The sequence below is a fragment of the Rhizobium sp. 25PS6 genome, from assembly GCF_032464655.1.
Taxonomy (GTDB): Bacteria; Pseudomonadota; Alphaproteobacteria; order Rhizobiales; family Rhizobiaceae; genus Rhizobium; species Rhizobium laguerreae.
Genome location: NZ_JAWDIV010000039.1, coordinates 1 through 26,452, shown reverse-complemented (window position 1 = coordinate 26,452; position 26,452 = coordinate 1). Strand labels below are relative to the sequence as shown.

The 26,452-nt window shown below is 61.4% G+C and carries 25 protein-coding genes and 1 pseudogene; 7 read left to right on the top strand and 19 right to left on the bottom strand.

Annotation, left to right across the window (positions count from 1 at the left end; genetic code table 11):
* Nucleotides 1–300: 300 nt before the first annotated feature.
* Nucleotides 301–609, top strand: coding sequence for a WGR domain-containing protein (locus tag RWK44_RS34390; RefSeq protein ID WP_163881681.1), 309 nt, complete (start codon nt 301–303; stop codon nt 607–609).
* A gap of 64 nt (nt 610–673) precedes the next feature.
* On the opposite strand, the gene RWK44_RS34385 is transcribed toward RWK44_RS34390, so the two are convergent.
* The 16 genes from RWK44_RS34385 to RWK44_RS34310 form a co-directional block, all read right to left on the bottom strand.
* Nucleotides 674–847: a hypothetical protein gene (locus RWK44_RS34385; RefSeq protein WP_221941097.1), complete on the bottom strand. Its 174-nt coding sequence runs from the start codon at nt 845–847 to the stop codon at nt 674–676.
* A 289-nt stretch (nt 848–1,136) separates the two neighbouring features.
* Nucleotides 1,137–1,307, bottom strand: a complete 171-nt coding sequence (locus RWK44_RS34380; RefSeq protein WP_204347512.1) for a hypothetical protein — start codon at nt 1,305–1,307, stop codon at nt 1,137–1,139.
* Between the two features lie 321 nt (nt 1,308–1,628).
* The gene (locus RWK44_RS34375; protein WP_020048117.1) at nt 1,629–1,937 is read right to left on the bottom strand and encodes a DUF736 domain-containing protein; all 309 of its coding nucleotides are present in this window, start codon (nt 1,935–1,937) and stop codon (nt 1,629–1,631) included.
* Between the two features lie 641 nt (nt 1,938–2,578).
* On the bottom strand, nt 2,579–3,505 hold the full coding sequence (locus tag RWK44_RS34370; protein ID WP_221941099.1) for an ArdC family protein: 927 nt from the start codon (nt 3,503–3,505) through the stop codon (nt 2,579–2,581).
* A 302-nt stretch (nt 3,506–3,807) separates the two neighbouring features.
* Nucleotides 3,808–4,392 (bottom strand): hypothetical protein, encoded by a 585-nt coding sequence (locus RWK44_RS34365; protein ID WP_163881685.1) that lies wholly within the window; start codon nt 4,390–4,392, stop codon nt 3,808–3,810.
* A 389-nt stretch (nt 4,393–4,781) separates the two neighbouring features.
* Entirely contained in the window at nt 4,782–5,108 is a 327-nt protein-coding gene (locus RWK44_RS34360) for a hypothetical protein (RefSeq protein ID WP_163881687.1), read from the bottom strand.
* A complete protein-coding gene (locus RWK44_RS34355; protein ID WP_163881689.1) occupies nt 5,105–5,995 on the bottom strand; it encodes a DUF7007 domain-containing protein in 891 nt (296 codons plus the stop codon). Before RWK44_RS34355 ends, RWK44_RS34360 begins: the two co-directional genes overlap by 4 nt.
* Nucleotides 5,992–6,468: a hypothetical protein gene (locus tag RWK44_RS34350; protein ID WP_163881691.1), complete on the bottom strand. Its 477-nt coding sequence runs from the start codon at nt 6,466–6,468 to the stop codon at nt 5,992–5,994. Before RWK44_RS34350 ends, RWK44_RS34355 begins: the two co-directional genes overlap by 4 nt.
* A gap of 90 nt (nt 6,469–6,558) precedes the next feature.
* Complete coding sequence (locus RWK44_RS34345; protein WP_221941101.1) at nt 6,559–8,382, bottom strand: ParB N-terminal domain-containing protein; 1,824 nt, start codon at nt 8,380–8,382, stop codon at nt 6,559–6,561.
* 466 nt (nt 8,383–8,848) lie between these two features.
* On the bottom strand, nt 8,849–13,996 hold the full coding sequence (locus RWK44_RS34340; protein WP_316030138.1) for a DEAD/DEAH box helicase family protein: 5,148 nt from the start codon (nt 13,994–13,996) through the stop codon (nt 8,849–8,851).
* Nucleotides 13,997–14,116: 120 nt separating this feature from the next.
* Nucleotides 14,117–14,518 carry a DUF3085 domain-containing protein gene (locus RWK44_RS34335; protein WP_163881695.1) on the bottom strand — a complete coding sequence of 134 codons (402 nt, stop codon included), beginning with the start codon at nt 14,516–14,518 and terminating at the stop codon, nt 14,117–14,119.
* 10 nt (nt 14,519–14,528) lie between these two features.
* Nucleotides 14,529–15,134: a DUF1419 domain-containing protein gene (locus RWK44_RS34330; RefSeq protein WP_163881780.1), complete on the bottom strand. Its 606-nt coding sequence runs from the start codon at nt 15,132–15,134 to the stop codon at nt 14,529–14,531.
* Nucleotides 15,135–15,198: 64 nt separating this feature from the next.
* Nucleotides 15,199–16,227 carry a DUF3991 and toprim domain-containing protein gene (locus tag RWK44_RS34325; protein ID WP_316030137.1) on the bottom strand — a complete coding sequence of 343 codons (1,029 nt, stop codon included), beginning with the start codon at nt 16,225–16,227 and terminating at the stop codon, nt 15,199–15,201.
* Nucleotides 16,228–16,425: 198 nt separating this feature from the next.
* Nucleotides 16,426–16,602 (bottom strand): hypothetical protein, encoded by a 177-nt coding sequence (locus tag RWK44_RS34320; protein WP_204347513.1) that lies wholly within the window; start codon nt 16,600–16,602, stop codon nt 16,426–16,428.
* A 1,257-nt stretch (nt 16,603–17,859) separates the two neighbouring features.
* Nucleotides 17,860–18,978 (bottom strand): IS110 family transposase, encoded by a 1,119-nt coding sequence (locus RWK44_RS34315; protein WP_316030136.1) that lies wholly within the window; start codon nt 18,976–18,978, stop codon nt 17,860–17,862.
* A 154-nt stretch (nt 18,979–19,132) separates the two neighbouring features.
* Complete coding sequence (locus tag RWK44_RS34310; RefSeq protein WP_316030135.1) at nt 19,133–19,321, bottom strand: hypothetical protein; 189 nt, start codon at nt 19,319–19,321, stop codon at nt 19,133–19,135.
* A 46-nt stretch (nt 19,322–19,367) separates the two neighbouring features.
* Between RWK44_RS34310 and RWK44_RS34305 the strand changes: the two genes are divergently transcribed.
* Both RWK44_RS34305 and RWK44_RS34295 read left to right on the top strand, forming a co-directional pair.
* The gene (locus RWK44_RS34305) at nt 19,368–19,748 is read left to right on the top strand and encodes a RidA family protein (RefSeq protein ID WP_025398035.1); all 381 of its coding nucleotides are present in this window, start codon (nt 19,368–19,370) and stop codon (nt 19,746–19,748) included.
* A gap of 341 nt (nt 19,749–20,089) precedes the next feature.
* Complete coding sequence (locus tag RWK44_RS34295) at nt 20,090–20,347, top strand: hypothetical protein (RefSeq protein WP_316030134.1); 258 nt, start codon at nt 20,090–20,092, stop codon at nt 20,345–20,347.
* A 51-nt stretch (nt 20,348–20,398) separates the two neighbouring features.
* On the opposite strand, the pseudogene RWK44_RS34290 reads toward RWK44_RS34295, so the two are convergent.
* Nucleotides 20,399–20,610: pseudogene (locus RWK44_RS34290) on the bottom strand (elongation factor G); the annotation flags it as partial.
* Here RWK44_RS34290 and RWK44_RS34285 point away from each other — a divergent pair.
* Nucleotides 20,609–20,848: a hypothetical protein gene (locus RWK44_RS34285; protein WP_316030141.1), complete on the top strand. Its 240-nt coding sequence runs from the start codon at nt 20,609–20,611 to the stop codon at nt 20,846–20,848. The pseudogene RWK44_RS34290 and the gene RWK44_RS34285 sit on opposite strands and share 2 nt — an antisense overlap.
* A 25-nt stretch (nt 20,849–20,873) precedes the next feature.
* On the opposite strand, the gene RWK44_RS34280 is transcribed toward RWK44_RS34285, so the two are convergent.
* Entirely contained in the window at nt 20,874–22,685 is a 1,812-nt protein-coding gene (locus RWK44_RS34280; protein ID WP_316030133.1) for an adenylate/guanylate cyclase domain-containing protein, read from the bottom strand.
* Nucleotides 22,669–23,667 (bottom strand): ABC transporter substrate-binding protein, encoded by a 999-nt coding sequence (locus RWK44_RS34275; protein WP_025398012.1) that lies wholly within the window; start codon nt 23,665–23,667, stop codon nt 22,669–22,671. The genes RWK44_RS34280 and RWK44_RS34275 overlap by 17 nt, the downstream gene beginning before the upstream one ends.
* A gap of 370 nt (nt 23,668–24,037) precedes the next feature.
* Here RWK44_RS34275 and RWK44_RS34270 point away from each other — a divergent pair, with 370 nt between their 5' ends.
* The 3 genes from RWK44_RS34270 to RWK44_RS34260 form a co-directional block, all read left to right on the top strand.
* Nucleotides 24,038–24,271 (top strand): oligopeptide/dipeptide ABC transporter ATP-binding protein, encoded by a 234-nt coding sequence (locus RWK44_RS34270; protein ID WP_316030140.1) that lies wholly within the window; start codon nt 24,038–24,040, stop codon nt 24,269–24,271.
* A 378-nt stretch (nt 24,272–24,649) separates the two neighbouring features.
* Nucleotides 24,650–24,937 carry a DUF1214 domain-containing protein gene (locus RWK44_RS34265; protein WP_316030139.1) on the top strand — a complete coding sequence of 96 codons (288 nt, stop codon included), beginning with the start codon at nt 24,650–24,652 and terminating at the stop codon, nt 24,935–24,937.
* A gap of 912 nt (nt 24,938–25,849) precedes the next feature.
* Nucleotides 25,850–26,452: KUP/HAK/KT family potassium transporter (locus tag RWK44_RS34260; protein WP_316030132.1), on the top strand; the 603-nt coding region annotated here is incomplete at its 3' end.

Here is a 26,452-nt window from a genome sequence, read left to right as displayed (position 1 = left end):
GCCGCGATGTCCTTGACGCCGGAACGGCGGGTGCAAAATGGGGTGTCAGAGAGAGATAGAACCGCGTCCTGAAGGGACGCGACCACGTGCCATCTCCGATGGCCATGAGACCTTCCGGCTGTCTCCGGACAACGATTTTTGACACATGCATGCTTCTTGCCGCGAGAGGATCGTAACCCGACTGGGCGGAGACCGCGTGCGGGCTCCGGTCGCAGCGCGACTAGAGCCGTGCGCCGTCGGCGCCTCGCCCGAGCGCCATTCTTCACGAAAATGAATCGGTCGCACTTGTAGGATTCACATATGTCGTTGGACGTGGCGGCGGCGTGTGACGATCATGCCGGCATGATTTCGCAACCCTACCAGCTCTATGTCGAACGAACGGACCCAGACAAAAACATGGCCCGGTACTATGCCATGGAGATTGAGCAAACTATCTTCGGAGAGGCTTGCCTGATCCGGCGATGGGGAAGGATAGGCACGCGCGGGCAGGAGAAACATCATGTTTTCGAACGGGAAGAAGAAGCGGTTCACTTGTTCCTTGAGCTGTTGAAGCAAAAACGTGCTCGCGGCTATCGGCCCAGAACAACTCTGCGATATTTGCAGAGCTGACCCCAATCGTCTCCGATCTCTCAAATGGCGAAACAGTGCCGCCGAAGCGCCGCGTGTTGGCGCGTTATTCTCGCCGGTTCCAGTCGGTCTCGAACGACGCCTCGATCTCGACGAAGAACGGGATCTTGATTGTGAGCTTGAGACTGAGTTTCCACTTGCGGAAGAAGTGACAGATCACCTTGCCGAGGACGCGGAGCCGACGGCCGGTGGCGGTGAGGAACTGGGCGAGCTGTTGCACGGTGGTTCTCCTTTCGAAATGCGTATATCGCGGGGATCGGCCGCAGATCGTAGAGAGGGAGACGCACCTGAAAGGCCGAAACGAGAGTGGAGGACCGTACCGGCGCCTGAATTTTGGCGCGCGAGGAGCCGCAACACGGCGGGGAAAATTCTGGCGCCGGCCGGTTGCGGCGCGACGGACGGAATGCAGCATCCCCAATGTCGGTAACAGGAGATCGAAAGGAGTTGCAGCAGTTCGCTCTGTTCGGACCTGCGAAGACAGCGTCCAGAGTGCTGGTGATATGCCGCCCTCAAGAGGGCGGCTCTCCGGAAAGAAGAGCATCAAGCTCTGCGTTGGCAAAGGCAAGCTCCTGCCTCGCGCCGGCCAGAGCCGCCTCGATCTGAAGGCGCTCGTCCCAGTCCGCGCAATTCGCCAACTCGGCCCGCAGTTCCTCGATGTGCTGTTCCAGGGAAAACGTCATCGTCTCATCTCCTTGAGTTCGTGAAAGACGATGCCCGGCACCGGGGAGGTGACGACGGGGTCAAGGATCGCGACAGCGACCGGCGGAGCCGGGGAGTGGGGGAGCCGATTTGCGCAGGCTGCCCTTGGGCAGCTGGAGTAAATTGGGGGAACTGCTCATCCTTGGGGCCGTCGTCGCCGACCGGTATCCTCGATAGGATCTGAGCCGCTCACCCCCCTCTCGTATGGCACCAAAAAAGCCGGACCGGGCTCGATGCCCGATCCGGCTTTGATATTTCGGCTGATCAGCAGGCCCCGCCTGGTAGCGGGGCCGTTGAGCGCCTCAGTCCTTGCGGCGGGACCAGATAAGCTGGAGCTCCTTCTCGCCTTCGACCTCGACGAGGCTGGCGTAGATCGGAGATGGGAAGCTCGGATCGTCCAGTTTGACCGAGAGGTAGTCGCGGCCCTTCTGCTCCGAGACCCGCTGCCAGGCGGCGCCGAGCTCGACATTGCCTGCGTAGATGCGGAAGTGCGGACCGTCGTCGGAGGGATTTTCGATCCGGGAGATGCGAGCCTTGACGTTGAGTGCGAGAGTGCGGATCGAGCCGGTGAAGCCGTTTTCGGTGGAGGTGAAGGTGCCGATGGTAGCCATGTCCAAGTTCCTTTCGGTTGTTTCGAGCCCGCGCCCTTCGCGGCCTCGATGGCTGTCGCAAGGATCGGGGACGATCGGACCGCACCCCGCAGGGGCCGAAACGACGTGAAGGGCGGCGGGGAGCGGCTTTGTTGCTCCGCGAGGAATGCGAACGCAGTTCGCAGGGGAAGAAAGTTGCGGACGGCCGTTGCGGGAGAACGATCGAGGCTAAGCCGGTCTTCGATCAGACATGCCTCATCGAGCCCGCGCAGGACGTGGCTATCACAGCGATGGGAGGAACAAGGCAATGGCGGTCCTCGTCATAGCGTTACCGTGCCGAGACACCGCAGCCGCTAAACCGTTACCCTATCTCCAAGTCATAGCGTCGAATTCGGAGGCGACAAACTCGGCCGGCCGGGCAGTTGCCTCCTGCCATTAACGCGGTATCGTGCGCTTGCGATTCGTCGCCTGGAGGATCTATGCGTCAGCAGACAAAGCCGTTTATAGTCGAAATCAAGCAGTCCCGAAAGCTGAAAGACACCGATCGGAAACCATCGATCTGGGGAAAACTGGACCTCACGTCCGATCAGCACACGCTGGCGGAGAGAGAGCCGAAGGAGTTGTCGGCCGTTGCGGGTGACAACGACCGACCTTGACATCTCCTAGGCAGCCGCTCTGTTGTCGGCCTGAATGGGCTGGAGTCCGTGCAGAAAGTTGACAGAACGCTGGGCATGCGCCGCGGCTTGGAAGATAGCCCGCCTGTCGTCGGATAGAACCTTCAGCCACGAGCCGAGGTAAGACGCATGGTCCGGCCGTGGCTCCAGCTCCGGTGCGATCCCGAGATCAGCGCACAGGAAGCAGCTTCCAAGTTCGGCGATTAGCTCTTCGCGGGCGCGCTCGCTCTTGTCTTTGGCATATCGGCTGAGATCGCGCCCGACGCGATCGGGGCGCGCCGTCCAATGGCAACTTTCGTGACTCAGCGTTGCCACATAAGACGCGGCGTCGCGAAACGCTTCAAACGGCGGCATCTGAATGTGGTCCGTGATCGGCGAATAGTAGGCTTGCGGGCCGCCATGCCGAATGACCGCGCCGGTGTTGCGGAAAAAGCGATCGGCGTGCTCTATGCGCTGGACCGGATCGAGCACCGGGGTCGGCCGGTGATGATAGTGTTCGGGCAGGCCGTCGATCTGCTCGATGTTGAACACTGCGTACGCTTTCAGAAACGGGATTTCCCGGTCGACTTCTCCACCATTGCCGTCCGCCTCGGACTTGGTGAAGCGGCTGGCGAAGACGACCGTCGCACCGGTTTCGCCCTTGCGTACCGCCGCTCCCAGTTCGAACGCCTGCCTGAACGTCATCCACATGGGTGAGGTGAAGCCGCGCGCCATTGCCTCCGACCATAACAAGAGAATGTTCATGCCCGAATAGGGCTGACCGTTGTAGCGTAGCGGCCGGGTAATCCGGCCACTGGTGTTGGCCGCGTGCCATGGCTTCATCCAGGGTTTTACGCCCTTCCCGAGATCTGCGACGATCCTATCCGTGATCCGCGCATAGATGTCGGCGCGTTCGCCTTCGGCTTTCCTGCTCATGTCATTATCCTTCGTTTTGGAGGCCGCGCCCATCGCGGCCCCGTCGCGGAGGTCCGAAGGCAGGAGCGATCGGGTGGCCTGCCGCACCGGAACGGCCGGAACGGAGAGAAGGACGGCGAAGCCGTTGCCGCAGGCCGCCGGCTCCTGCAGGACCCCCGACCGGGACGGGGCCGGCATGGCGGATAGGGTCCTCGTTTTTCCCTTGTCTTCCTTAGCCGACATAGGAAAAGGCCGGTCTCAAAGAAACCGGCCCGAGGATTGGGAGAGGGGAAGGGCGGAGCAGAAGCTCCGCCGGAAACGGCTCAACCGAGTGCCGCCATCTGCGCCTCCGCCGCCTTGCGGTCGAGCGACTGGCCCGGGTTTTCGACCGGGCGGTCGAAAGGCTTCCAGGCTTCGCCGATGACGTGGCGATAGGCGGCGACTGCGCCCTCGGCGGCCATCCGCAACGCGTGGGACTGTATGCCCATGTCGGCGGCGAATTCGCGTTTGCGCTGGGCGGCGCTGTCGTAACCGACCGGGCCATCGAGGTCCTCGTCGCGGGCATCGTTTGCCGATTTGGCGGTGGCGTCTCGCGCCTCGGAGACTGCCCGACTGTAGAACTGGCCGGCTCCGTGCGCCGAGCCGACATAGGCCCCGACGATGCGCTGGAGATGGATCTGCATCGCCTTCTCACCGAGACCGTCCGAGAGACTGTCGGCGGTTTCAATGATCAAGCGCTCGTGGAGTTCACGGACGCCGTCGCTATCGACCACCGCGGTCCCGAAACTCTCGGCGATCAGCATTGCCTGGGCGGTGTCCGGGCAAGTGAGCCTGACCATTTCGAGGGTGGCGCCCTTGCGGAGCGGCACGACGCGGGCGGCAGGTCGATTGGTTGCGGGCTTGGCCATGGGGTCTTCCTTTCGTGGTTTCCACCGAAGCGGCTCCGGCCCCTGCCGGTCTGCCCTTCGATGCGGTCGACAGGAACCGGCTGAGGGCGGGCGCTTTCAAAGGTCCGGGACGGCCGGACGAGCGAAACGGGTTTGCGGACAAGCGGGGTAAAGCCCTGCGAAGGACGCGGAGCCGTTTTGCGAGGGAGGCTGCACCGGCCGCTCCGCGGCGCCGCCAGCGACCTTGAAACGACCGGCCGCCGGTTCAGACCGCAGCGAAAACGAAGGGCAGACCGGCGGGGGCGGGCTATGGCTCCGAAACCCCGGAGGAGAGAGCGCCCGCAACCGACAGCCCGCATCCCTTCCTCCAGCGCGGATCAGCCGCCACGAAAGCCCCCATACGGTCGGACTCACGCCGCCGCATTACCCGCATCATCGCCGAGCATCATACGCATAGTGATCGCCCGCTCCTGATGTTGGAGTTTGCGAGCTAGGGCAGCGATTTCCGTTCGCCGTTCGAAGCTGAGCCGGTCGACGTGATCCTGAAACAGCTGTTCGTCGGAGCGCGTCCACCGCGACCCGCCCCGGCGGTGCGAGCGGGCTTTCGCCTTCTCGGTGACCGCTCTGCGTTCGGCCCGGCCCGTGATCTGCCGGTGAATGCGATCGAGATGGTGGCGCGTCTCTCGCCGCGCCGCCTCCATGCTGGACAGAAGAACGCGAGAACTGACCGGATTCATGGACTGGTTACCCGCGGCTGCCAACTGATGAACGACGACGGTCGGTCATAGCCAGCATGTCGCGCGGTATCGATGACGAAGCCAAATCGGCCGACCTCGTACTCGTCGCTTGGCACAAAGAAGCGGCGCTCTTCCGCATGGACGGCACGCACGCCACCAATCGTGGCGATAACTTCGGTCATGCCGGGTTGGTGATCTGAGCGTAGCGCGGAGATGACGATCCAGTCGCCGGCATGCTCGCGCTCAAAGGCGCGGCGATCCTTCTCGTGGGATTCACCGGGCGCAAGCAGATGGCCGAAAATCGATTCCCAGGCATCGGGCAAGAAATCCCGGATCGTCCGATCGGCGGACTTGCGCTCGTATCCCGTAAAGTGTTCCGGATAGGCGAGGGCAACCGCGGCCCACGCGGCATCTTCTTCGTACCAACCACCGGCGCAACGAAGCATCACATGGATTTTGCCGTTGCGCTCGTTGGACAACTTGAACCCGCCATGCCCGGCCGTGGTGTGAGATACGATACCCTCCGCGTAGACGGTGGCGCCCTGCGACGGTCCCCATGGGGTGGAGCAGCTCATCCGGACAGTCTGCCGGGCGAGCGCCCAGAGGTCTCGGACGTGCTCGGCCTGTTCGAACATCCGTGCCCGAAATTCCGCCTCATCCGCAACGGCGCCATGATGCGAGTAGAAGTCGTCGCGCTTGAGCTCGGAAGACGGCCGTGACACGCGCCAGGCGCTCGCGAGAAAATGCTGGCCGTCACGTCCCGGCACCATGGCGAAAACGAGATCGCCGACACGGGCAACCGGCAGGTCATCGGCGCTGCGGCCAAACTCCACCCCTGAAGCTTCAGGGGTGGAAGCTGCTTTGGCTTGGAGAGCAGGCGTGTTCATGCCGCGACCCTCCCTTCGACATGGGCGGCCGCCACTTCATCGGCAGTGACCTCTTCCAGCACGGCATTGGGATAGCCATGCTGGGTCAACCATTCCTCAGCCGCTTGGCGATTGGCGGCGAGGTGGACGAGCTCGGCGTTGTCGCCGGCGCGGTCGAAGACCCTGATGTGGCCGAGCTGCGGGCGCTCGATCACCTTGAATGTCAGGTTGCTGTCGAGCGAGAACGTCCTGTGGATACGGATCGTGATGACGCCATTGGCGCCGAAATCGCCCTCATGCAGCGTAAAATCCGGCGACAGGCAGGCATTGCCGATGCCGCGCTTGCCCTGTTTGCGGATCAGCCTGCCCTTGCTGTTGCGGTTTTCCCAGGCGGCGAGCTTCTTCCTGTGGCGCTCGGGCGGGCGGGGCGTGCCGTCGGACCAGACGACAATCGAGCCGATGGGGGCGAGGTCATAAATCAAAGACGCGGACATGCGTATTCTCCTATTTTGAGGTGAGGAAACAATACCGCCGCCGGTGATGGCCGGCGGCGGTATCGATCAGTATGACGTTGTGGGAGAGGGCTACTCGGCCGCAATTCCGTAAGCGGTATCGGGATTGTTGGCGCTGGTATCAGCGTCGGCTTCATCCAGCTCTCCGAGCCCGGTGTCGGCTGCGTTGCCGCCGTCCTCGGCATGCGGAACATACGGTTTGTCGACTGCGCCGTCTTCGATCGACGGATCAGACTCACCGTCGGCGCCGTCCTCGATGCCGCCCATCGGCCCGTCGGCGGGTGCATCGTCGTCCTCGCCCCGTTGCTCCATGTTCTTGGCCAGCCACTCGGCCAGCTTTGCGTCGTCGGGTGCGAAGAGGCCAGACGGATGCACGAAACGCTCTCCCTTGAAGTGCTCGACAAGGGCAGCCCGGGTGTCCCTGACGCGCGGGCGGGGGGCGACACCGGTGCCGCCGCATGACGCTTCCAGCGCCGGGCGGGAGAGGCACGCGAGGAACTCCTCCGTGCCCATGTTCGGAAGATAGTTGTCGGCGCCTATGGCATCGCCGGCGATCCGGGCGACAATGCCGCTGTCCGTGCGGTTGGTCCGCGCCGACAGTGCGTCGATCAGGGTCAACCTGGCCACGACACGAAGCGTATCCGTGTCGAATTCCAGCTCGCCGCTTTCACCGATCAGCGGGACGGCGTGCCGGGCGAAACGCCTGGAGCCGTAGAGATGGTTAGAGGTTTCGGAGCCGGAATCGACCGAGACGTTCTGCCCGGCGAATGCGAGGACGAGCAGCGCCATGAGGGTATCGTCCTCGATCGGCGCTCGTGCCAGTGCCTCGTGCAGAGCGTCTGTGCGGAAATCGCCGATCATGTCGAGGCCGTTTCTGGTCACGTCCGGCCGGGTCTTGGCTGCAACGTCGATACCCTCGTTTCCGTCCTCGCCGCCGAGCGCGGTCGGATCGGCGCTGCCCTTGACTTGTCTGACCTCCGGCATCCGGAAGTGAGCAGTCTGCACCTTGCCGTCACGATCGAGATACATGGCGGTGCAATCGCCCTTGCCGGGCTTGCCGTAGACGCGCTCCGCCTTCGGCGGCAATTGCGGTTGGCCCCAATTGTTGAGTTCGACGATGGAACCCTTCTTCGGGAGATTGCTGCTCATCCACTCCTGCTGCGCACCGAGGAAGGCTTCGACGTTGGTCGTGTAGCGGTTATCCTCGTCGGCCGGTCCGAACAGGTCTTCCGCCCACTCGATGCCGTAGGCCTGGCGGAGATCGTCGCCGAAACTCGCATCGCGCGCGAACATGCGGGTCTTGGTGAGGCCGTTGGCGATCGCCCACCAGGATGCCGTATCACCCTTCTTCGGTTTGTGTGCCTTCCAGACTTCCTTCTGCTCGTCGAGTGACGCCGCGGAAATCGTGCGAAGCTGCTGCTCGTTCGGCATGTCGCCCTTGGCCATGTGGTCGAGCATCGCCGGCAGCACATTGGCGAGCAGGCGAAGCTTGCGGATCTGTCGGACCGGCAGGGCCAGCGCGATCGCAATCGCCTCCTCGGTCCAGCCGAGAGCGACGAGGCGCTCGATGCCACGCCATTGGTCGACCGGATTGAGCGGCTCGCGCGCGATGTTTTCGATCATCGAACGCATCGCGCCATTGTCGTTGGCCGCCTCGACGACGATAACATCGATTTCCTCGATGCCGGCGGCGATGGCCATGCGGGTGCGCCGGTGACCGGCTTCGATGACATAGCCGTTGCCGCCGGCTTCTGCAAAAATGACAGGCGGCTGGATGACGCCGACAGCCTTGATGGTCGCAAGCAGCAGCGCGTCGGCCTGGGGCGTCGACTTCGACTGGCGCGTATTGTCGGGATTGTCCTTCAGCGCACGCGGATCGACCTTCATGAGTTGCATGGGAGTGTTCCTTTCCGGGGATGCGGACGCGGCCTTCTGCCGGTCCTTCCTGTCTTCATTTTTTCCTGAAGACATCTCCCGGACCGCAAAGCGGCCCGACCGGCGCAACTGCGGGCGAGCGGCCCTGCCGCGAAGGACAAGCGGGGCTAACAGCCTTGCCAAGGACGAGTGGCCGGGATGCGCAGGCCGCGGTTGAGCGCCAGCGGCGACGGGAGGACCGATCTGCGACCGGTTATCTTTCCCTTTCTCCCCTTCCCAACTTCTTCCGATAAGCGCTCTGCTACAGAGCGCGGAATCCGGGTTGAGCGAGAACAAAAAAATGGGCCGTCGGAAGAACCGAGGCCCATGAAGTGTGAAGGTTATTTAACCTCCAGAGGGGAACAGCTGTTGCGGCGGCACTGGGAGGAGACCGCCATGTGCATCAGCTGTGTGCACTATGATGATATTTTGATCAGATGGAAAACATTTATTGTGCAATGCACCTATGCACATGCTGCACTGCTTCCAAAATCAGGCTGCCTCCCTGGCAAGGGGCCCCTGCCTCGCGCGCCTCGGCCGCGAGCTCCGCCTCAACCTCCCGGAGCTGGCGACGCTTTTCGGCCAGTTCACCGACGAAGGCAAATTCGCCACCTTGACGGGACTGATAGGAAGCAAGGCGCCGGCGCGCCTCATCCAGCCGCTGGCGATAGCGTTCGCGCTCGCCTTCGAAATCATCGAGCGCGTGCTCGAGGCGGGAGACGGCGCCGAGTGGGGTCACCGTGACGGCGAGATCGATCTCGTAGTCTGCGCCCGTGCGCTGAAGCATGGTGGTGTAGCGATAGCCGTCAGACTTGCCGAACCGCTCGCCATCGTAGACGAGATCGAAGCCACCAATGGAGGCGATGACGATCTCACCCTCCTGTTGAAGCTGGACGAGGGTAAGGATTTCCTTCATCAGCGCGCGGCCGGCTTCCTTTCGCTCGTCGTATGAAACGCCCGTGACGGTCATCGTGAAGGCATCTCCCGCAGTCGGAACCAGCCGTTGGATATCCTTGCCGATGTCGCCGATGCGCCGGATCGACACCTCGATGTCGCGTTCGGCGTCCCGGACCTGCCGGCGCACTGCGAACAGGTCGTCTTCATGGGCGGCGCGTAGCCGCTCGAGACGAGCGATATCGGCTTCGAGACCAGCCTTCTGCATCAGGCGCTCGTCGCCCGAGGCAATCGCCTTGGCCATGGCGAAAGGGTTGGCCTGGCCTTCGCCGAGATCGTCCAGCCTGCGGATCGATGTATCGCCGGAAAGAGCCGCAGCGATGAAGCGGGCCTTGCGCTCGTTGTTCTGCCACATGGAGGCATCAAGTGACCCTTGCGTGGCGTAGGCGAAGATGTCGACGACATCGTGCTGATTGCCCTGCCGGACGATGCGGCCCTCGCGCTGCTCGATCTGCGATGGGAGCCATGGCACGTCGAGGTGATGCAGCGACTTCAATCTGAGCTGGGCGTTGACGCCGGTGCCCATTATTTCCGAGGAGCCGATCAGGAAGCGAACCTTGCCCGAACGGACGTCACCGAACAGTCGCTGCTTTGCCTCGGTCTTCTTGAAGTCCTGTATATAGGCGATTTGCGAAGCGGGCACGCCCATGCGGATCAATTCGTCACGAATCCAGCGATAGGCGCTGAAGCCGCGCGTCTTCTCGACATTGATGGTGCCGAGATCAGAGAAGATCATCTGCGCGGCGCCCTGCAGTTCATAGGGCTTGCCGTCCGGACGACGATAGGTGTTCTCGCTCGTTTCCTTCCAGATGCGAAAGGCGTTCTCGATGAGGAGATTGAGCTTGTTGTCTGGCTCATTATCGTTTGCCGGAATGACCAGGCGCAGATCGATCGCCGCGTGGCGGCCGTCGGTGATGACGGACAGTAGGATATCGTCACCGGGCTGGGCTGGCCCCTCCCGCATCTCGATTGCCTTGATGCGGCTGTCGAGGATCTGCTGATAGAGTTTGAAGGCCGCCGTCGGCTTGGCCGTGAGAATTTGCCGCCGGCCGGTCGAGAGGTCCGGAACCTTCACATATTGTTTCAGGTCCTCCGGCAACACCACATCGGCAAAACTGCGGAACATGGCGATCAGCTCCGGCACGTTGACGAAGCTCGCAAACCGGCTGACCGGCTTGTATTTGCCGGACGGCTGGATTTCGAGTTCGGTCGTCGTGTCGCCGAAGGTCGAGGCCCAGGCGTCGAATTCGTGAAGCCCGCGTTCGCGGAGCGCCTCGTGGCCGAGCAGTCGCTGGATCGAGAACATCTCACCGAGCGTGTTGGTGATTGGCGTGCCGGAGGCCAGCACGAGCGCGCGGCCGGGATTCTTGGTCTCGATATAGCGGGACTTGACATAGAGGTCCCAGGCCCGTTGCGATCCGTTCGGGTCGATGCCTTTCAGTGTCGACATATTCGTCGCGAAGGAAAGCTTGCGGAATTCCTGCGCCTCGTCGACGATGATCTGGTCGATACCGATCTCGGAAATGGTCAGAAGATCGTCCTTGCGGGTTGAGAGCGCTTCCAACCGCTCTTGCAAACCTTCCTTCAGGCGCTCGAGACGCTTGCGCGACACCCGATCCTCGCTGTCCACCTTGGTCAGAAGATCCTCGTAGAGCTCCAGCTCGTCCTGGATCATTTGGCTCTCGAATGCCGACGGCACAGCGATGAACCTAAAGGCCGAATGGGTGATGATAACAGCATCCCAGGTGGCCGTGGCGGCTCGCGACAGGAAACGTGCCCGCTTGTCCTTGGTAAAATTCGTCTCGTCGGCGACGAGGATACGCGCGTTCGGATAGAGGGCGAGGAACTCGCGCGCGGCCTGTGCGAGGCAATGGCCCGGCACGACCAGCATCGCCTTGGCGATCAGGCCGAGACGGCGCTGCTCCATGATTGCGGCGGCCATCGTCATCGTCTTGCCGGCGCCGACGGCGTGAGCGAGATAGGTCGAGCCGGAGGAGATTATCCTCCAGATTCCGCGCTTCTGGTGCGCGTAAAGCTGGAAGGCACCGCTGGCGCCGGGCAATTGCAGGTGCGAGCCGTCGAACTTTCGCGGCGCGATATTGTTAAACCGGTCATTGTAGACTCGCGCCAGCCGGTCGGTCCGATCAGGATCGGTCCAGACCCAGCGCTGAAATGCCTCTTTGATCTTCTGCAGCTTGTCGCGGGCTGCTTCGGTATCGACGACGTTCAGAACGCGGCGTTCACCCCCAACATCCCTATACACGTCGAATATCTGCGGAACCCGACTGTTCAGCGCATCGGCCAGCAGTTCGCCGGCGTGACGGCGACTTGTGCCCCACTCGGAGGTGCCGGCGGCGCTATAGCCAAACTGGCGTGCCTCGACGGTCCATGACCCGAGTTCCGGCATATGGTGGATCCGGATGTCGGCGCCCATCGTTTCCTTGACGAAGGCGACAACATCGGAGGACGGAATCCAGGGTGCACCGAGGCGGGCGGTGATATCCGACGGCCGGAGGTCGGCCGGCTGGACGTCCTGCAACGCGCGGACATTGTGCTCATAGACGGGATCAAGCGACGCGGCTGCCTCGGCGACCATGCGCTTGGTGCGGACCGAACCGGAGAGATAGGCGTCGGACGTCAGCCATGACCCGTCGGCGGGATCGCGGAAGATGGCGTCACCGAGTTCGTCGATCACAGCGTCGGGGTCGCGATGTAGCAGCTCGGCAATATGCTCGGGATCGACGCGGCCACGCTCGTTGAGAACGACGGCGAGCGCGTCGGCTGCCGAGGTTATGACGGGTGGTGCCGGAGGAGAGATGACCCGCCCGGAGAAGATCGGACCGGGCTGTGCCGTATCGGTTTCGAGGTCGTAGTCCTCGATCGAGGCCACCAGCCAGCAATCCGGGTCGTCCAGGAACGGCTGGAGATTGGACCGGCGATGGGTTTCGCGGACCTCGCCGCTTTCCTCATCGTCCGAGATCGAAACCGTCGTATGGTTGATCGGCCCGAAGTCGCGCACGAAACTCGACCAGGCGATGCGCAGCCGAACCTGCAGATCCCGCCACGGTCGGTCCAGCTCCTGCGCTTTGAGAACCTCGCGCACGGCGTCGCGGATCGGAATCAGCTTCTTGATGATCCGGACATGCTTTTCGGACAGGCCATCGCCTGATCGGCCTTTCCGCACCGAAACCGCGAGCGGCACTCCGTCGATCATTTGCATGAGGCCGTGGCGGTTATTGATGAAGAAGCTGCCCTCGCGGACCTTGTCGTTGCCGGAGCGGAGATCGACGATCTCGCCCAGTTCCTCTTCCAGATCGATGTCGATCTGCGTCGGCTCGCCGTCATACAGATCCTCCGGAAGAAGAGCGATCACGGCCTTCAGTGCCGTTTCGAGATCTTCACCGGCGCGTGGCCGGCACGTATAGGTCTCGCCGAACGGACCCGACGTTAGGGCGTGCTCGCCGAGCACGAGATGCGGGTGCCGCGCGAACCAGCGGTTCACGCGGATTGCACCGTCGTCGGATGTGGCCGGGCGCACCTCCTCCAGATCGAGCCACGACAGCTCGCCCTCCGGCTCGGCGATCCGGCGCTTGCGGAAGAACAGGATGTCCACCACTACATCCGTGCCGGCATCTGCCCGGAAGCTGCCCTCGGGCAGGCGGACGGCGGCGATCAGATCGGCGGATCTGGCGATATGCTCGCGGGCCGTCGCGTCCGCCTTGTCCATCGTACCCGAACTCGTGACGAAAGCGGCGAGTGCGCCAGGCTTCAAGAGATCGATCGACCGGGCGATGAAGTAGTCGTGCAGCCGCAGACCAAGCGGACGGTACTGCCGGTCCGACCGAACCGTGCGATCGGAGAAGGGCGGGTTGCCGATGGCGAGATCATAGATCGCGTTGAGATCGGTGTGCGCGAAGTCGGCGTTGATGACGCGCGCCTTCGGCTGAAGCAGCCGGGCAATCCGTGCCGTCACCGGATCAAGTTCGATTCCGGTAACATGGCTGGTATCCCTGAGAGCTGTTGGCATCAGCGCCGGAAACAGCCCCGTGCCGATCCCTGGCTCCAGAACACGTCCGCCACGCCAGCCGAGACGCTGAAGGGCCGCCCAGATTGCGCGGACGATGAACTCGGGGGTGAAGTGAGCATACTGGGTGCAGCGCGCGAGCGAAGCATAGTCGGCATCGGTGACGGCGCTTTCCAGCGAACTGCCGAGGTCGTCCCAGCCTTCCCGGAAGTCGACTTCGCCTAGACGCCGGAACATGCCGTTTGCGAGTTCCGATGCGCCAAAACCGATGAAGCGGATCAGCCTCGCCTGCTCGTCACGGGTGGCGGGTCGATCCTGCTTTTCGATTTCGGTGGCAGTCAGGATGGCCGCAAGATTTGCCTTCGCCCGCTCCTTCCAGGTCGCGGCCAAGTCGCGGTCGTCGCCGTCGTTGAGATAGAAGTTGGTTCGCTCGCCTTGTCTCCGCGCCGCCGGCCGCTTCGCAGCTGGCAGAGGCAATGCCGGCGTGGGGGAGGGCGGCGGCGGATCGGGATCGTCGTCATTGGCGGCGAAACCGCCAAACGCGGTGACGCCGGGGCCAAGACCGGACGACAATGCGCTGCTGCCTGATATATCGAGGGTGAAGGGATCGTGGGACATGAAAGCTCCTTTTCGAGGATGTGCGCCATCGCCCACGGGACAGGTCCCGTGGCTGCGAAGGCGGATGAAAATGAGTTGTGGGAATTTGGACCTGGTTCGTCCGGCGGCAGCGATCGCGAGCTACGAGCGCGTGATTACGGAGAGCTGCATGGTTTCCGTCGCAAACTCCGCCCGCAGATGCGTGGCTTCCGGGTTTGTGGAAAGCATGGCTTCCAGGCTCTCAGCGTCGATGAAGACGATGCCGTCGTCTCCCCCGAAATACCGGCGCTTGTAGTGCCAGTAGTCCGGATTGGTCTTCGGATCGCACTCGTCGGCATAGACCGCGAGTGCCCTTTGGCCCTCTGCCAGTTTGCCGTTGGAAAGCACATAGACGCCTTCATCGCGGACGATCCACAGGCCGTGCCGTTCGTCCTTATCCGGGAGCAGTCCATAGTGAGGATTGCGGAAACCGCCATTGGCTGCAGCGTCGGTGCGTCCGCGCGCGATCACCGCACGAACGTCGACCACGCTAAAAGTGAACATGGCGTCCTCCTCACGCGGCGATCGGGGAGGGAAGGTGGCGAAGATGCACCGGCAGCTTCACAGCGATCTCCCCGTCGGTGAGTTCCTCGAGCAGCTTCAGGAAAGTGCCCTCGTTGCCGCCATAGAGCGCGACGGTGCGCTTGCCGCGAGCGGACTGCGGCCACTTGTCTCCGGCATAGCCGCGGTAATCGTCGGCAGTCGTGCTCCAGATATGCTCGAGCCGCTCTTGCCGCGTCATGGACCGGACCGGACGGCTTTCGCGCTCGATGATGGCGACGCGCATCGTTTCGACGGATGCCTTGTCGGAAAGATCGCAATAGCCATGGAAATATCGAATGGCCGCGTCGATCCTGAGCACAAAGAACACGGATGTCACCGAGCCGGTCATGAATTCGCGCATCGCAAACATCGACCCTCGGATCCACAGCGGCGGCAGGATCTCGAACATATAATCATGTTCAGTCTCGCCGATCTCGAACCATTCGCCTGCGTAGAATGGCGCGGCATCGCCGTCCCAACGGTTGGGGCGCTGGGCGTGGCGGTCGAGCATGCGGAACATCTGCTGGCGGCTTGCGACGCCCTGAAAAACCTTGGCGGTTGCGGGAGAGGGGATCATCTGCGGCTCCTTGCGCGTTTTCAGACCGAAGTGCGGCGCCGTCATTTCGACCTCGCCATCCCCTTCAATCCTTCATGACCCCTTTCGAGCCGCCGGCATCGTGTCCGGCCGGGTCAAGGGCCGGCTCAGCCGGGCGAAGCCTCCCTTGACGCGGGCGGCGGGAATGCGGCACGCATCCTTCCTTTCTCTCCCCCTTTTCCTTCTCCCTGATCTTCAGGGTCTCGTTCCAGTCCTCCTCGGGCGGCCGCAGCCGCGTCCAGTCGCAGCCGGCATCTTCGGCGAGCGCCCGCAATCGCTCGGCAAAAAGATCGCCCTGAGAGTTGGCGTCGGTCGCCGCGACCAGCTGGGCGTCAGGTCTGGAGGCCAATTCCCTCAGCGCGGCTTGCGTGGACGGCGACCATCCGCCGCCGGTGCTGAGATAGAGCGTGCCGTCACGCAACGCCTCGATGGCCGCGAGACTCATGGCATCGATCGCGGCTTCTGTGACGGCCAGGCGCAACGCAGTAGGCGGCCCGAGACGGAAAAGAACCTTGTTCCCTCCAGAGGCGAACCCTCGGTATTGCGGACCTCGCGCCTCCCAGCCAGTCACAACGCCGACATCGTCCGTATGAGCTGCCCACATGCTCCCGTATGGTCCTTCCCGCAGAACGTCGCCTTTGATCGCCACGCGGAGCAACGACACCGGCAGGCAACGATCGCCATGGAGATAATGCCATGTCGGTGATCCGTGCCATGGGCGCCGGCGCGCCTGCCAGCGCTCGGGAAGAGAGAGGTTGTATCCTCCTTCACGCCTCGCGGGCTGCCACTCCGGCTCCGTAATCCTGAAACCGACGAGATCCGCGACCCTTTCGGCGCCTTCGAGAAAACCGACATGGTCCAGATGCTCGACAAGCCCGAATACGTCGCCTTTCGCATCGCTTAGCGGATCGAACCATCCGCGCCCCTCATGGGTGACGATGATGATCTCAGCGCCACGGCGAAACTTGACCGCCCGCCGGGTGCTTTCCTTGATGTCTATGGCGAAGCTCGCCTGTTCGAGGACGGCAGCGCAGCTCACTTGGCTGCGCAGCACCTCTATCTCTCTTCTTTTCATTTTGCTTCCGATCGCCCGGCGATCGGCCCCCATTGCCTTTCCTTGCCCGTCGTTTCGCGGGCGCCCTTCGGCCAGCCGCGAAGAGCAAAGGCTGCAAGGGCGCGGTTGACAATTGTCGGATCATGCAATGCTTGGCCGCGGCGAAGCCTCCCTTGCGGCGTGCTGCTCGCTAGCGGCACGCCAAAGGCAAAGGCCGGCTCAATGCGCCGGCCAGGGGAAAAATTCATGCAGGATCGCAAGATCGTCGTCGGCGTCGATCTCGTCAGAGGGCAGGACGCCGTACTCACCGTCGACCTCGAAGACGGTGACCGGGACCATCAGGTCGCGGGAGAGCTGGAAGGCGTGGGACTGTGCGAGGGAAAGGTCGTGCGACATTTGAGATGCTCCATCCGGGAGCGGGCCAGTTCCCGCTCGATGGCTCCTCAAAAGGCTTGGGTCCGGGCGCGATCACCGCGACGGCAAAGCCATAGCGGCCGCAGCTTGCTAGCGGACCCTTTACGGGTTGATCGTGGAAGATCCGGAACCGGGCCAGGACGCCATCAAAAGAGAGCGGGATTGGCTTGCTTCCGCTAGGGCCTCAGATTCTCCGCACGGCTTTAGTGCTTGTGCGAGTTGCTTCCCGCCGCTCTCGGCAGCAAGGTCGGTTCCTTTTTCAAGCCGTCGGCAAGAGCGCCTGTAAGAAATCTATGAAGTCAATCGGACTCACTGAGGTCCGCTTTCTGAAGCGCCTCCTTTATCGATTTTGCCTTCAGTGCGACGAACGCACTTTGCAGGCATCTCTCGATGTCGGCGACGCTTTTGCCCTCGATCGAAGCGATTTCGGCGACGGTCCTGCCTCCAGAAATCCACCGAAGGCAGGTCTTTTCAAGTGGCGAGAGTATCCGTTCCCTCATGACAAAAATCGCCCTCGATTGCGCCGCGGTCGGCGGCAGGTGTGGTACCGGACGCCAGCATTGAAGTCTCGGTAGAAGCCAAGACGGCGGCGCGCCCGAGAAAAATGGCTGCCGCCGAGACCTGTGCAACGGCAGCCAAGGTGCCCCGGGAGGAGGCTGGGAGTACAATATCTTCAGCGTCGCATGTTATGTTATAACATATCGCATAAGCAGATTTATGGAACTAAGGTTGTACTTCTTCGTATGGCTACATCTCTCATGATCGAGGTAGTCGATGTTGTGAATATGCTGACGCCGAGGTCTTCAAACCGTACTCGGCCGCACTCTTTCGATTCAACCTTCCACATCATCACAGGGAAATTCCATGTCACTCGTCAGGGCCATTCTGGGGTCAGTTCCAGCTGAGGACGAAATGACACCCTCTTATGTTCGTTTGCAAGCTCTTTAGTCATGACTCTTTCCTTTCCGGTTTTGACGACGAAAGCACATGCGTGAAGCTGTTGAACAAAGCAGGAGACAGGGGCATTTAGACGACGGCTGGCATACTCTTATGCGCGGGTTGGGTACCGCATTTCCGTGTGTTCGTCTGGGGCTACCTCTGTCTAAGGTCGGGCATGGATCTTGTCCGCCACATAGGGTGTCCGAGGGTTCCCCACCGGAGCCCTGCCTCCATCTTTGTTCAACAGCAGATGATTTCAATTTTTCCGTTCGGCGTTGCTCTTCAAGCTGACCATCGGCACTAGCCTTTTGCGGTGGGGGCAACCTCCTGCCCGATCGCCCACAGGAACGCTGCCATTTCTCGGGCAATGGCGGTGACCGCGACGACCTTCGGCTTGCCTGCCGCCATCAGCTTGCGATAGCGCGCGCAAAGCCGCACCTGGCCTTTCCAGGCAATCTCGCGGACCGCCCTTGGCAGGCCCTCCAGCCGTGCTTGGATTGTCGGACTTACACGGGCCGGGAAGCGATATGTCCAGGCTCCTTCTACGAGGACCCTTCGCGCGCGCATGTTGCCGGCCTTGGTGATCCCACCGCGCTTGACCCGTTCACCGGTTGAGCTTTCCGATGGCACAAGACCGAGATAGGCCATCAACTGACGAGGATTATCAAAGCGCCGGACATCGCCGATTTCGACCACAAAAGTGACCGCTGTCATGAACGCGACGCCGCGCATCGCTTGATAGGCGGCCACAACCGGTGCCATCGACCAGGACGCCGCGGTCTCCACCACCAACTTTGTCAGCCTGTCCAGACGCACGGTGGCATCCTCGATGGCCTGGCAATATTCTGCCAACAGGATGTGGTGGGCGGGGTGATCGAATGCCTGGCATGCCAGCCATCGTGTATGAGCACGCGTCCATGGCTTGCGACCGGTATAGATCCGGCCATGACGCAACAAGAAAGACTGAAGTTGCTGACGCGCCTGCTTCAGTGCGTCGTTGGCCGCTTCGCGGGCTCGCACCAGGTCGCGGATCGCCTCATGAGCTTCGTCCGGCACCCAGACCGCGGTCAGTTCACCCGCCCGGTGCAGGCGCGCCAGGCTTACGGCATCACGGCGGTTGGTCTTCACCCGGTCGCCCGCACGCTTGGGCACCAGCGACGGCGCCACCACCACGCATTCATGCCCCAGTTCGACAATCTGGCGGTAAAGGCCGTAGCCGGTGGGACCGGCCTCATAACAAAAGTGAAGCTTCACTCCACGCTTGGAAAGCTTGGCGACCATCGACGCCACCGACGCCGGCTCCGACGAGATATCGCCGAAAAACCGCACCTCGCCGTTGCGCACCCCGTCCGCAACCGCCACCGAAATCTTCAGCTTCGAAGTATCCAAGCCGATGAAAATTACGCTATTCTCTTTCATGGTTCGCCCTCGCTAAGCTTGGGGCTCGGCTCCGGCCTATCCAGAGCAACCCCCGATTTTAGCTTATCGCGGGGGCGGGCCGCCTTCACCCTACGAACATACGGTCTAAGCATTCTGCTCTTTGGGCCACAGATACTTAGCGCGACCAGTCGCCTCACCACCGCGAATATCGATCGCTGACAAGGACGACCCACATAGTGGCAGCGAGCGCGAGCGTCATGCCGTCGCCTTGAAGATCGCCCTTAAGGGGATCGACGGCTCCCTCGGCGGGATGACAATTCGCGGCGGCGATCTTGCCCGTCGGGTTGCGTATCGCGGCATAGCTCGGCGCGGTCGAATTCAAGGCGGAAACCGAATAAGGTTACGCTGTTACCCACACGGAGCGCAACATGTCCCGCACCATCATAAGAACAACCAATGCACCGCCGCCGCCGCCAACATTCAGCCAAGCCGTCAAGGCCGCAGGCCTTGTCTTCGTATCGGGGACGAGCCCGATAGATCCCAGTACCGGCAAGATCAAGGGCGAGACCATCCAAGAGCAGACACACCAGTGCCTGACTAATATTTCCGCCATCCTCAAAGAATCCGGCAGTTCGCTGGACAAGGTCGTAAGCGCGACCGTCATCATACTCGAGGAAGAAGATTTCGCCGGCATGAACGAGGAATGGCTGAGCTGGTTTCCGATCGATCCGCCGGCACGCCAGGGCGCGAAGCTGCCTGTGCGCGTTCCCGGCATGAAAATTTCCGTTGCGGTGATCGCAGAGGCATGAAGTCGATTTAGGACAGGGAACCGTTGACCCGCGAAGCGCACGACGCGACGATCGGCACCGTGCTCTCCGCCCGCCGAAAGAGTGTCGCGGGTCCAAGATCGTTCAAACAAGAGAGAAAACTGTTGCGGCTCATGCGGCATTCTCCTGTCGTGATCGTTGCACAATATCTGCGACTGTATTCTTGCTGATGCCCAGATCTCGAGCGATCCAACGATAGCTGCGGCCTTCAGCGACCGATGCCATTACTTTCGGCGCAAGTCGATCTGATTTGGGGCGCTCTCCGGCCTGGCGGCCCAGCCTCTTGCCGCGCGCCTTCCCGTCGCGGACATTACAGGTTGTAGATGCAATTTCAAGAAATCGAATTCACGCAGCAACGGGATCAAGCGAAACTCATCGAGAGAAGCGGGCCAGCCGACGGCGGATTTGACCTGCCGGCAATCGGCAACGCGGTTGATTTGCCAAACGACTTGAGCCCGCATACGGTCGAATTCCACATGATCGCCATCGGCGAACTGATCAAGTACCCAGCACACCATCCCCGAAGCAAGCCCCAATCGCGGGCCTGTGCTACTACAACTGCAAACGTTCCAGGCACGTAAGGGCGGGCGTGCGCCCGGCTCTGTAAACGAGCATGAGGTGGCACGAACGTTTCAGTGTGCGGTGCCTGGTCTCTCTTTGTCCTCACAATGGTGTCCGCTTCCTTCTCGAAGTAATCGAAGGTCTTGGAAAAATAACCAATGCCCTGCGTCGCCGAGCGCAGCGCCCGCGCCAGATCGTTAAGTGCGCCACCCGGAAAGAAGGCCCGGAAGATGTCCCATCCCTTGGCGGTTTCATCACGGTCGAAGCCGAGAACCTGACCGTTGAAGATGAGCTCCGTATCCATCGAGGGATTGCGACGGATTTCTCAACTGGAAATCCCGCATCAAGTTGAGACCCGCCATCCGGACAAGCTTGCAGAAATCCTTCGACGCTTCACCTCGGGTGAATCCGACGTCGGAGAGGAACTTCGAACTCTACGCGACAAGCTGCAGCGCCGGTCGATGAAGGCTGGCTCCCTGACAGGCGTGGTTGGCGAACTGAGCAAGACTTCAGAAGGCTGATCGCTGCTCAACTGTTTGAGGTCCCCTACCCGTTCAACCCCTCAATCGGTTCGTGCACGCCATTTGATTTTCCGCTTCTCGTTCCGACCTCCCAAGCAGGCATTTGCTCGTCGAAACCTTTGAGCTGCCGAGGGCCGAGGGCGACCAATAAAATTTCTCCACGTACGGATTGCGCAACGGCATGATCGACGAGGATTTGCCGATCATCGGCGGACGAACAGAGTCGCGATGCCAGGTTCACGACATGTCCGATCGCGGTGTAGTCAACACGGGCTTCGTAACCAATTCGGCCGACTGTCGCCCATCCCATCGCCAGTCCTATACCGAAGCCAATCGCATGACTGCGCAGACGCCATTCGGCGATCAGACGCTGGATGGCGTCCTGCATGTCGATCGCCATCTCAACAGCATGAAGTGCCGGATCCGCGCACGGTACCGGGGCGTTGACGAGCACCATCAAACCGTCTGCCGCGAAGTTGGTCAGTGTGGCCTCGTACCGGGTGATGATCGCGCCGAGCGCCTCATAGTACTCGCGCAAGACCTGCATGATCTCCTCGGGTTCGGCGTGCGCCGAAAAAGCGGTGAAGCCACGTAAATCGCAGAATACAGCGACGACTTCTGCGCGCTGTCCGGCGAGCACGCTCTCGTCGCCGGACCTTTCGACGAGTTCCGCGACCTGCGGCGCCAGAAAACGCTTCAGCCGTGCAATTCGCTCTGAACGATCCCGCGATATGGCGAGTTCTCGCGCCATTTCATTGAACCGGTCCGCCAGCCGTTCGAATTCGTCTCCTGTAGACATATCGATCCGGTGCTCGAACTGTCCAGCACCGATTTTTTCGGTGCCCTCCTCCAGCAGGCGAATGGGTCCGGTCATCCGCTTGGCAAGCCAATAGGCAAGCGCCGCTGCGAAGACGGCGGCCGCAAACAGCAGGCCACCCGTCCGCCATAATGACGCATACAGCGGTGCGAAAGCCTCGGCCTGCGCCTGCTCCACGAACACGGTCCAACCGAGATTGGGAATCGCCGCCATGGCGGTTACAACCGGTTCGTTCTCGGCGTTGCGGGCCGTGGTCGCCTCTCCCCCTGCGGCGGCGATCACATCCCGCAATCTGGTATATGCGGCCGCCGTCTTCTCGTCCGTCCCCTGCAACACCTTGCTGATGTCGGGGTGGGCGATGAGCCGGCCAGTCTGATCGAGAACAAACGCCCGGCCACGATTACCGACGCGAATTTCCGAAACCACCGTCCAGACAAGCTTCAGGTTGATCTCGGCGACGACGATGCCACTTGCCTTACGGTTTCCGGCCATGGCCATTGTCATGAACGGTTCGGAGCCGTCGCGAAAAGTGACTGGCCCAAACCACATGCCATTCGAACGAACTCCCACGACAGCAGGATCGCCAGAGCGATCCAATCCGCCCTCCATCCTGTTCAAGTCGATACGGGAGATATGCAGCCGTTCGGCGCCGACATCGTCAATAAGGGTGATGCTGACGATCGCCGGGGTTTGGCGCATCACGCGCAGTGCATCGAGCCGATGACCCTCGGCATCAGCGGTCCAAGCTTGCTGGACCGTCCAACCCAGTCGATCCCGGATGCCGTCGAGAAAGCTCTGAATTTTGTCGGCTGCTGATGTGGCCTCCACCCGCAATAGAGCGCTGAGCATTGAACGCTGCTCGCGATAGCCGAACCAGGCGTCGCCGATGCCGCTAACAACCAGTGGAACAATGACCGCAGCAAAAAATGCAAAGAAGTACTTCCGGAACAGCGATCGGCGCATCGGGGCGGCTTGAGGCTGGACCGAACGCCGCACATCATCCTCACTCGATGACTTCATCAGCCATCAGCAAAATGGTCTGCGGCAGCTCGATCCCGAGTGCATTGGCCGTCTTCAGATTGACCGACAAGTCGAATTTCGTCGGCTGTTCGATCGGCAATTCCCCTGGCTTGGTGCCGTTCAAAATGCGATCCACATAATAGGCGAGCCGATGTTGCATTACTCCATAGTCCGCCGAATATGCCATCAGGCAGCCGTCTGCGACGTACCACGACCCCCAGGCCATGATCGGCAGGTGGTGCTTGATCCCCAACGCCGCGATTCGGGACGACTGATTGGCCAGCATGAGGTCGGGGAGCACCAAGGCAGCTTGAGCGCCATCGGCCCTCATGCGCTCAAAGGCAGCATCGAGTTCGCTCGGCCCGCTGACTTGCTGGAGGCTCAAAGCCACTCCGAGGTGGCGGGCAGCTTGCTTGGTGTCTGTTTCGAATGGGAGATATGATACCACCGGGTTTGCCAGCACGCCGACAGTGGCAAGCCCCGGCATGGCCTCCATCAAAAGCTGCAGCCGTTTGGCGGCTAGTTCGGTGGCGTAGTAGGTTACGCCAGTGAGATTGCCCCCAGGTTTTGCGAGGCTGCTCGCCAAGCCTGCCGCGACAGGGTCGCCGCTGATGATGGTGACGATGGGAATCGCATCGGTCGCTCTCTGGGCAGCATGCGCCGCCGGCTGCGACGACGTCACGATCACATCCACGGGGAGCTGCACCAGGTCTCTTGCCGCGGCCGCAAGGTGACTGTCTTGCTTATTCGCGCTCCGGCATTCGAAGCGGAGTTCGTGCAGCGTGTAGCCCAAGTCGTGAAGCCCTTGCATGAAGATTCCGAACTCACTGGTTTCGCTCGCATACGGCGTACCGCACGGCAGCCAAGCGAGAAGGCCGATTCGTGGCGTCTTGGCCGATGTCTGCTGCCCGGCGGCGATGGCCGGAATGCTCATCACCAGCGCGACTGCAAGTTTGAGGTAGGGACGTCGTTTCGGATTCATCCGAAAACCCCTCACTGATCCGCGGCACATAGCAGATGGGTCGATGAGATCAGGCTAATTGCTGCAAACTCACATCTTGACGCGCCCTTTCTCCTGAAGGAGCGACCGGCGAACAAGCCAAGATATTCGGTGGACGAAAGTATAGTCGATATTGGCGCGGATTGGTAGCTCGGGCAGCCTATCCCCTGATGCTGCCGGTCGAGATGCAGATATCGGCTGTTATGTGAAACCGAGTGTGGGCGCGCGAAGATCGACGGCGAATGGGCCGGTCGTGTCACTGGTCTTTGCGATCAACTCGTCGACACGTGTCGCGGAGGCAGGTGAGACCCCGTCGCTGTTTCGAGAGCCGGCCCATCCTTAAACCCAGGCACTGCTGTCGGCAGTGCCGTCGCCGAACCCGCGCAACGAATCGACCCGCCACCGGATACTTTTGGCCGGCGATCCGACGAGCCCCAGTTCGCCGCCGTCCGGCTGCAGATTCAGCACCCGCTGTCCCGTTGCGATCGACAGATGCCGCGTTGAGGAGCCTGTGTTGCGGAAGGTACCACATGGTGGCGTGGCAGCGTGTCACTTGGCGGATTCGCATCATCGACCAGTGGTTTGACATTTCACGTTATTTGTCGGCAACCACCAGCCCAAAGACCAATTCCGAGAATGCCCAGATCACGGTCCCGCATCTCCATGAGGACATCATCTCCGGCAGGGTCAGAAAACGAAGAATTCAAATCCGAACCCCGCATTGTTGCAGGGCACCGCGCGTCACGCGCAGAGCGGCGCTGGCTCTCCGCCCCGGATCCAATCTCCCTAAGGTATAGCTGATACATTGCCTTGAAATCCGCGAAGGTTTCAAACCCGGCGAGGCGAGCCGCCCTGACTATGGTCGTCGGGGCAACCGAACATTCGATGGCGATTGATTGCAACGTCCCGAAGGCAATCAACTCCGGTTTTATGGTGCTAGGCATTCGTCGCAGATCCCGCAGCCATCGTCATCCCAGATCAACGTTTCTGCGAAATGCAGCGGAATCCGATCAATCGCTACCTCATCAACTCTCCGATGTTGCCGGGGATGAAGAAGAACGCGGACGGCTCGCTCACCCTCTATATCCAGAAAGACAGCCCCGGAGCGGACAAGGAAGCCAACTGGCTTCCGGCCCCGGACGCCACGATCTATCTCGTGATGCGCCTGTACTGGCCGAAGACGGAAGCGCCTTCGATCCTGCCTGCGGGGAAAGGAACGTGGCAGACGCCCGGCGTGAAGCGGGTCTCGTAAAAGGCGCTGAACGCCGACTAGAAACCGATCTCCCGCAATCCCGCCCGTCGACGAGTTATTGCGAGTGAGTCGGACTTCGGTCCGATGGTAGACAGCAATCTCTCTGCTAATTTCCGTTCCGCTGAGACTGCAAACCTCAGCACGAAAAGGGTGTCTGCCCCTGATCCGGAGCACCCTTTTCAAACTCGCTTTCGGGAATACGCTATTAACCCTCGGCACCGATGGTTCGCGGGCGGCCAGTCGATGACGAACTCCCTTCCGCAAACACGCCTACGAACAAATGGCGGAGTTTCCAAGTCGACGGCCATACTGAAGCCGCCTTTGGGTTGCGGTTCCTCGGTGATTTCGATCGTGCACAATAGACGTCCCAATCGGCAGATCTCGATCCATCTTCACGAAGATCATCCACTTCCAAGTGGGATTTGCTTCTTCATTCGTCCGTCCTTTAATGGCCGGACTCTGATCCATCCTGGTGGAAATTCGCAGTGGCAGGTCACCAAATTAGAACGCCCGAGGAAATGCCAGGTGTCCTTCCTAGTTGCAATTCATCGGACAGTTCTTGAATGATTATCAGTTCCCCCAGGGTCGGCACACGTCAGACTCATATAACTGCGTGCATAGGTTCTCCAGCGCGACTGAACATTCATCATGCTCCGCCAAAGCACATATTCGCGAATATACTCGTCACCTAACCGCCGGGCGAAAATCACGGCTCAATTCTGTAAGACGATTCTCAATGTCCATATGAGCTCAACGTGGTGGGTAGCGTGTGATAATGCCCTCACGAGCCGGCTCCATCACGACCTTTTTTTCGGAAGGCGGATGCAACCGCCGAGCAGACGTTCGCGTTGCCATCAGACCAAGCCGGTGGCACCTTCCAGCATCCACCGTGCATACTACAGGACAGCCCATTTGACCGATGAAAAGCTGCGATCAGCAGATCCGGAACTGGAACACCAGACCCGGCAAGGACTGCCATCGCTCGTTCTCGCTGCTCTGGGAGTCGTCTATGGCGACATCGGAACAAGCCCCCTCTACGCCTTTAGGGAAGCCCTCCACGCCACCGGTGAATCCGGGGCCACTCACGCGAACGTGCTTGGGATCCTGTCGCTGATCGTCTGGGCGCTCACGATCGTCGTCACCTTGAAATACGTGACGTTCGTGCTGAAGGCGGACAACCGGGGCGAAGGCGGCACGCTGTCGCTCATGACTCTCGCCCGCGAAGGTCTGAGCGGGCGCCCCAAATGGGTGCTGGTCCTGGGCGTGATCGGCGCTTCGCTGTTCCTCGGCGACGCTATCATCACGCCGGCGATCTCCGTTCTGTCTGCAGTGGAGGGCATCGAGGTGGTGGCACCGGCCCTGTCCAACTGGGTCGTGCCTATCACTCTGACGATCATCGCCGTGCTGTTTTTCGTCCAGCGATTCGGCACGAGCGGCGTGGCGTCGGTGTTCGGTCCCGTAACGGCTCTGTGGTTTATCGTCCTTGGCCTCAGCGGGGCGATCCACATCTTCGAT